The following is a 6848-nucleotide window of genomic DNA, read 5'->3' on the forward strand; positions in this document are numbered from 1 at the left end:
GTTCGCGTAGCGGACCCTTGAACGCGCCGCTCGACTAACCGATCATAGTGGGGTGTTACCGTGACACCTAGTACCATTATACGTCTCGACTGCGTACTCCGGGCAGGCAGATGCTCGTCGAGGAGCTGATGTCGACCGACGTCGTGACGATCCCCGTCGAGGCGACGGTACGGGAGGCCGTCGGGAAGTTGCTCGAACACGAAGTCGGATCGGTGGTCGTCCTCAGCGACGAGGGGAATCCGATCGGGATCGTCACCGAGTCCGACGCGCTCCGGGCGGGATACGTGACAGAGAGACCGTTCGCGGAGATTCCTGCAAAGAAGCTCGCCCGCCATCCAGTCGTGACGACAACCCCCTCGACGACAGTCCAGCAAGTGGCCGGCCAGATGGCCGACAACGACGTCAAGAAGGTCCCTGTGATGGACGGCCTCGAACTGGTCGGGATGATCACACTCACTGACATCGTTTGGCAGCTCTCGGACATTCGTGCCGAGGTCGGCGAACTGGCCACCGAACCGGAAAACTGGGAACTGGACTGATCGCACTCCTTTGTCTTCACGTACGCAGATCTTCCAACGACGGCGCAACGTGTCATAGAAAGCTTCTCACAGCCATGAGAAGCTCAACGGGCTGGCATGTCGGTGATCGCGAAACTCGACAGAACCTGTCACAAGTGGCGTATAAGACTTAGTCGTCGGCCGTGTACGCCCCGCCTCGGGAGCGAACACTCTCGATGCGGAGTAGGTGTTCGTCGTGTAAGAGACGACAGCCCAGACGATAGTCACCGACGCGCAGTTTCTTGAACGGAGAGTTCCTCAGCGGTTCCAGATAGTCACCGGGTTCACGCCACTCCGAAGACACCACTTCGTCGAGTTTGTCCATAATTCGCTCCTGGGTGTCGTCGTCGAGCTGGGCGAACTGATCCTCCGCCCGTGACGAAAACGCCCAGTCCCACGCGTCGTCGTCACTCGTCATCGTGGCCGTAGGTCGCCCTCATTTCCTCGCTGGAGATCGTGTCGCCATCGGTGAGATCAGCTTCGCTGATCGCCAGGTCCTTCCAGAACCCTGCCCCTTCGGGGTGGTTGACCGCGTCGCGGAGTGCATAGCGAATGAATTCACTTCGACTGTTGAATCCCCGTTCGCGCCAGGACTCGTCGACGACATCGAGAAACGACCGCGAGATCCGTAGATTGATCCGGTCGATCTCTGGGTCTGGGTCGTTGGTCTCAGTCTCTGACATACGTACGTATGTCTATCGCACGTACAGAAAGCTGTTTTGGGGTGAGACTTACATCAGGTAGTCATAGACAGACAACATTGTCACCTCCACGCGTCGTCGGCCCCCTCGGCAAGCTGGCGGCCCGTGTACTCGATGTCGGTGTTCGCTCTGGAGAGATTGGCGCGGCCCATCGTCTGACGAATGAACTGGGCGGTCGCGTCGTTCCTCGCGATAGAGATCGATGTTCTCGGCGACGCGGACCACGCGCTTGTAGATCGCCTTCCGGGTGACGCCGACAGCTTCGTTCCCTGTCAATCACCCACTCTACTTCGCTCAGTCAGAAGACTTCACTCCTAGAGGGTTCCGTCAAACGTGATCTGACGACGTACAGGCCGTGGGTCTGGCCTGGGGACTTGTCCGTGCACTCGGTCTCGAACCCATCAGGGGAGGCGGTAAATCCGCCGTTCGGCTCGAAAAAACGCTCGCATAACTCTCAGAATCCATCCCAGTAACTCGGTGTGTCACTTCCGACGCTGACCCTTCGTCTGTCGGTAATCTCTGTCGAGTTCGTCGGCGAAGTGCTCCCGGAAGGTACTCCACTGTTCGTCAGTCGCCACGGCCGGGGGGAGGGTGGGCAGGATCTCGAAGCCCCGGCCCCGGATCGTCGTCGCGTGTTCGGCAACGACGTCCAGATCGTCGGCGCTTCGGGTCGTGTACTCGAAAGCCAGCGCTTCAAGGGAACCCTGGCCGACGGCGACGATCAACTCGGGATTTATCATCCGGAGTTCCGCCGTCCGGTATCCCTCGCAGTTGCGCCGCTCCTCGTCGGTCGCCTCGCGATCGGGATGGTGACAGCGCGTGACGTACGTGAGATAGACGTTTTCGAGATCGGGTTCCGTACTCTCGGGTGGCGAGTCACTGAATCCCAATCCGCCGAGGAGTTCCTGGACGGCCTCGCCGGTTTCGTCGCCCGTGAACGGGACGCCCGTGCGGTCGGCACCTGCAGTCGGTTCCGTCCCGAGGACGATCACGTCGGCCGCGACGTCGCCGTAGCCGTGGACGACCTGCTCGCGTGTCTCGACGAGCGCCGGGCAGTTCTTGCACGTCTCGTCCATGTCGTAGGGGTTCTGTGGGTGAGGTCCGTCCGCGCTCATGAGGCCAATATGGGCCGGGCCACTCAAAACGCGCGTGGTCCCGGTGACGGATTCCCGGGTGGCGTTCACACAAGAGGGACCCAGTCGGCCAGACGAAGACTCCCGGTTGGCGGAACCCAGTCGGCCAGACGAAGACTCCCGGTTGGCGGAACCCAGTCGGCCTGACGAAGATGGGACTCATGGCGGCACGGACGTCAGTTTCGAGGAAGCCACGCGGCGTCTCCCCACCCGTGGGGACAACCACTTTAAGTCCGGGACGCGCCACATCGTACCCACGTATGCCAGGTCCCGGGCGCCCGAAGCAAAACAGTCACGGTGGGGATCACGACTGGCACCGCCGACTCCTGGAGAAGTCACCTGATATAACGACGGCCCTGGACACAGACGGGACGGTGACGTACGTCAGCGCCGCCGTGGACCGGATACTCGGCTACAGTCCGGAGGAAGTGACCGGACGACGGGCCGAGGAGTACGTCCATCCCGACGATCGCGACGCTGTCGCCGAGACGATCGACGGGCTGGCAGCCGAGCGCGATGGGTCACGAACCGTTCAAATCCGCGTTCGACGGGCCGACGGGTCGTGGTGCTGGCTCGAATCGAGGATGCGGAGCCACCCCGACGACGTGATCGAGGGGATCCTCGTCACCAGCCGACCGGTCTCAGAGCGCAAGGAACGGGAAGCGCAACTGCTCACCACGAAAGAGCGGATGAAAATGGCACTGGAAGGTGCCAACCTCGGAATCTGGGACTGGGACATGGTGACCGACGAAGTGCAGCGCGACGAACTGCTGACAGAAATGCTCGGCTACACGCCGGCCGAGATGGGCGAGCACTTACGTGACTGGGAGAAGGTCGTTCATCCAGCAGATCGGACGCGACACGATGAGGCGCTTGCTGACCACGTCCAAGGTCGGACACCGTATTATCAGTGTGAGTACCGTTTGAAGACGAAGTCAGGTGACTGGAAGTGGGTGCGAACCATGGGGAAAGTCGTCGAGTGGGACGACGAAGGGGCGCCACAACGGGCTGTGGGCATCCATCAGGACATCGACGACAGGAAACGGGCCGAGTTGGCGCTCAAAGAGGAGCGGGAGATGTTCACGGAGGGGCCGGCGGTCGTCTTCAAGTGGGCGGACGCTGAGGGGTGGCCGATCGAGTACGTCTCCGAAAACGTCGAGGACGTCCTCGGGTATGCGCCGGGGGAACTCCAGTCGGAGAGCGTCTCGTTCGCTGACCTCGTCTACGAGGCTGACTTCGATCGACTCCTCAAGGAAGTCGCCGAGCAGCGTTCGGGGGACGACAGCCGAATCAATCCGAAACCCTATCGGGTCACAACCGCGGATGGGGACGTTCGCTGGGTGTTAGAACACACCAAGAAGATCGACGAGGGCTACGAAAGCGGGTATTTTCTCGGGTACCTCGTCGATATCACGGAACGAAAGCAACACGAACGCGAACTCGCGGCACGCGAACGAAAGTATCGAAACCTGTTCGAGGACACCCGTGACGCGCTCATGGTGTTCGATCGGGATGGATATATCGACTGTAACGAGCGGACACTCGAGTTGTTCGGGGTCGATTCGGCCGATTCGTTCCTCAAGTATACCCCGTGGGAACTGTCCCCACCGAAACAGCCTGACGGGACCGAATCGCGCGAAGCCGCGCTGGAACACGTCGAAGTGGCCTTCGAAGAGGGGGAGGCGTTCTTCGAGTGGGTCCACGAACGCGCCGACGGAACGGCGTTCCCGGCCAAAGTGAAACTCAGTCGTTTCGAGTACGAGGGTGAGCCAGCCTTGCACGCCCTGGTCCGTGACATCACCGAACGGAAGGAGTACGAACGGCGGATCGAAGAGCAACGCGACAACCTCGACGTGCTCAACCGCGTGCTGCGTCACGACATCCGAAACGATCTGCAGTTGGTCACAGCCTACGCTGAGTTGATCGCCGAGGAATGGAACGACAAGGCGTTACTGGATCACGTCGAGACAGTGCTGGAAAACGCAGAACACGCAGTCGAACTCACGCGGACGGCCCGAGAGATGGCTGACGTGATGCTTTCGTCGGCGGACGAACTGGAACCCATCGATCTCGAAGACGTCTTCGACAACGAAGTAGAGGCAGTCCGGTCGGCCTATCCTGACGCCGTTGTCACTGTCGAATCCAGTGTTCCGGCCGAAACTGTCGAGGCCAGCAGTATGCTCGGATCGGTGTTTCGGAACCTCCTGAAAAACGCCATCCAGCACAACGACAAAGACGTCCCGGAAGTCACTGTTTCGGCGACGACCCGGGCGGAGACAGTCGTCGTTCGAATCGCGGACAACGGTCCCGGAATCCCGGCCGAACAGCGAGACGCCATCTTCGGTAAGGGTCAGAAGGGTCTGGAGAGTTCGGGGACCGGTATCGGGCTGTATCTTGTCGAAACTCTCGTCGAAAGCTACGGTGGCTCCGTCCGGGTCGAGGACAACGAACCCGACGGCGCGGTATTCTCCGTGGAACTACCGAGAGTTACGTGATTGGATGCGGAGAGAAAGCGGATCAGCCGTCGATCGGTACAGGGGCCAGACAAGATCAATCGTCACACCGACGGCGATCCACCGACGTCACGGGACAGACAAGATCAGTCGTCTCGCCGGCCGTGGTTAGATAACGTGTCGGGCCCAGCGGTGTCGGCGTTCGAAGACTGGTCGACTGCCTCCCGATACGCGTCCGAACGCTCGATAGCGACTTCGCGACGCAGACCGAGATAGATCGTATAGACCATCACCAACATGATCGCCCCGAAGGGAAGGCCGGCCGTTATCACTGCCGTCTGGAGTGCGTCCAGGCCGTTGCCCACGAGCAATGCTGCCGACGTTCCGCCGATCAGGACCGGCCACAGCACTCGCTGGCGGGTGACAGTATCTTGCTTCCCTCCGGCGGCCAGATAGCTCGTCACCAGTGCGCCCGAATCGGCCGATGTGACGATGAAGGTGATCAGGTTCGCGGTGACGATGACACTCGTGGCGAAGGTGAGTGGATAATACGATAACAACTCGAACAGGGCGACGGCCCGTCCGTGTTCCTGGAGTGGACCGAGAATCCCGTCACTCAGGACGTTCAGTTCGACGAACAGCGCCGAGCCGTTGAACGCCGCCATCCAGATGACCGAGAACAGCGTCGGGACGAGTAACACCCCGGCCACGAACTGGCGGATCGTCCGTCCCTTCGAGATCCGGGCGATGAACATCCCCACGAACGGTGCCCAGGCGATCCAGAAACCCCAGAAGAAGATCGTCCACTCGTGTTGCCACCCCGCCCCCTCCCCCGCGAAGGCCTCGGCGTAGAAGCTCAACTCCAGGAAGTTCCCCAGATAAGCGGCGATCCCGCTGTTGAACACGTCCAGTAAGTACACTGTCGGTCCGGCGACGAACATGAACGAAAGCAGCGTGCCCATCAGAACCACGTTCGCCTGAGACAGGCGCTTGATACCGCTTTCGAGGCCGGCCAGCACCGAGAGCGTGGTGACGCCGACGATCGCAACGACGATCGCGATGGTCGCCCACGTGGCGGTGGGAACGCCCGCCGCGAAGTAGTTCGTGGCCAGAAAGTTCAGCCCCGCATTGATCTGCAGTGCGCCCAGCCCCATCGTCGTTGCCAGCCCGAACACCGTCGCAAGCACGGCGGCGAGGTCGACGACGTGCCCCGGCCATCCATGGATCCGTTCGCCGAGCAACGGGTAAAATACGGATCGGATCGAGAGTGGGAGACCGCGATTGAACGAGAAGAACGCGAGCCCGAGTCCGACCACGCCGTAAATCGCCCACGGATGTACCCCCCAGTGAAACATCGACAGCGCCGTCGCCGACCGTGCCGCAGCCGGTGATCTCGCTGGAACGTCGAAAAACGAGCCCCCGCCCGAGAGGAAGTGGTACATCGGTTCGGCCACACCGAAAAACAAGAGTCCGATCCCCATCCCGGCACTGAACAGCATCGCCAGCCAGGCGAACGTGGAGAACTCGGGTTCAGCGTCGGGGCCACCGAGTCTGATCTCTCCGTACTTGCTCAACCCGAAAGCGACCAGTGCGGTGATGAAGACGTTGACCGACAGCACGTAAAACCAGCCGAAGTTCGCGTTGACGGCGTCGAAGACGGTCCTGTAGGCAGTGGTTGCCCGGTCGCCGAACCCGACCGTGAGGGCGACGAAGATCGCGATGAATGCCAGAGAAAGGGGGAAAACGACCGGATGAACGTCGATGCCCCAGCGATGGACGTTGTCGTCGCCGGGCTCTCTCTCGAGGTCGGCGTGAAACAGTTGCTCCCTGATCGTCGGCTCGTTCCCCGCCGTCGTCTCTTGGGTGGAATCGCTCACGTGTCACCCTTACAGTACGTCTTCGAGAAACTCGCGTCCATTGATGGCGTGGTTGGACAACGACGCCCTGGTGGAGTGGTTGGACAACGACGCCCTGGTAGAGTGGTTGGACAACGACGCCCTGGTA

General features: G+C 61.0%; 6 protein-coding genes. 2 read left to right on the plus strand and 4 right to left on the minus strand.

Annotated elements, in window-relative coordinates; genetic code table 11:
- Positions 1-110 precede the first annotated feature (110 nt).
- Complete coding sequence (locus E3374_RS10470) at positions 111-539, plus strand: CBS domain-containing protein (RefSeq protein WP_136689036.1); 429 nt, start codon at positions 111-113, stop codon at positions 537-539.
- Positions 540-687: 148 nt separating this feature from the next.
- Here the strand turns inward: E3374_RS10470 and E3374_RS10475 are convergent, their stop codons facing one another.
- From E3374_RS10475 to E3374_RS10485, 3 genes are all read right to left on the minus strand, one after another.
- The gene (locus tag E3374_RS10475; RefSeq protein ID WP_136689037.1) at positions 688-975 is read right to left on the minus strand and encodes a type II toxin-antitoxin system RelE family toxin; all 288 of its coding nucleotides are present in this window, start codon (positions 973-975) and stop codon (positions 688-690) included.
- Positions 965-1240: a ribbon-helix-helix domain-containing protein gene (locus E3374_RS10480; protein ID WP_136689038.1), complete on the minus strand. Its 276-nt coding sequence runs from the start codon at positions 1238-1240 to the stop codon at positions 965-967. The genes E3374_RS10475 and E3374_RS10480 overlap by 11 nt, the downstream gene beginning before the upstream one ends.
- Before the next feature lie 500 nt (positions 1241-1740).
- Positions 1741-2373, minus strand: coding sequence for a uracil-DNA glycosylase (locus tag E3374_RS10485; RefSeq protein ID WP_136689039.1), 633 nt, complete (start codon positions 2371-2373; stop codon positions 1741-1743).
- Positions 2374-2651: 278 nt separating this feature from the next.
- Here E3374_RS10485 and E3374_RS10490 point away from each other — a divergent pair, with 278 nt between their 5' ends.
- Positions 2652-4886, plus strand: a complete 2235-nt coding sequence (locus E3374_RS10490; RefSeq protein WP_169051828.1) for a PAS domain S-box protein — start codon at positions 2652-2654, stop codon at positions 4884-4886.
- A 104-nt stretch (positions 4887-4990) separates the two neighbouring features.
- Here the strand turns inward: E3374_RS10490 and E3374_RS10495 are convergent, their stop codons facing one another.
- A complete protein-coding gene (locus E3374_RS10495) occupies positions 4991-6721 on the minus strand; it encodes a BCCT family transporter (protein ID WP_248299448.1) in 1731 nt (576 codons plus the stop codon).
- Positions 6722-6848 lie beyond the last annotated feature (127 nt).

This window comes from Halorhabdus amylolytica (genome assembly GCF_004944975.1).
Classification (GTDB): domain Archaea; phylum Halobacteriota; class Halobacteria; order Halobacteriales; family Haloarculaceae; genus Halorhabdus; species Halorhabdus amylolytica.

What these genes read in the sequence shown, in the direction of transcription:
- E3374_RS10470 (WP_136689036.1), top strand. Translation starts at nt 111, where the DNA reads ATGCTCGTCGAGGAGCTGATGTCGACCGACGTCGTGACGATCCCCGTC.
- E3374_RS10485 (WP_136689039.1), bottom strand. Translation starts at nt 2,373, where the DNA reads ATGAGCGCGGACGGACCTCACCCACAGAACCCCTACGACATGGACGAG.
- E3374_RS10490 (WP_169051828.1), top strand. Translation starts at nt 2,652, where the DNA reads ATGCCAGGTCCCGGGCGCCCGAAGCAAAACAGTCACGGTGGGGATCAC.
- E3374_RS10475 (WP_136689037.1), bottom strand. Translation starts at nt 975, where the DNA reads ATGACGAGTGACGACGACGCGTGGGACTGGGCGTTTTCGTCACGGGCG.
- E3374_RS10480 (WP_136689038.1), bottom strand. Translation starts at nt 1,240, where the DNA reads ATGTCAGAGACTGAGACCAACGACCCAGACCCAGAGATCGACCGGATC.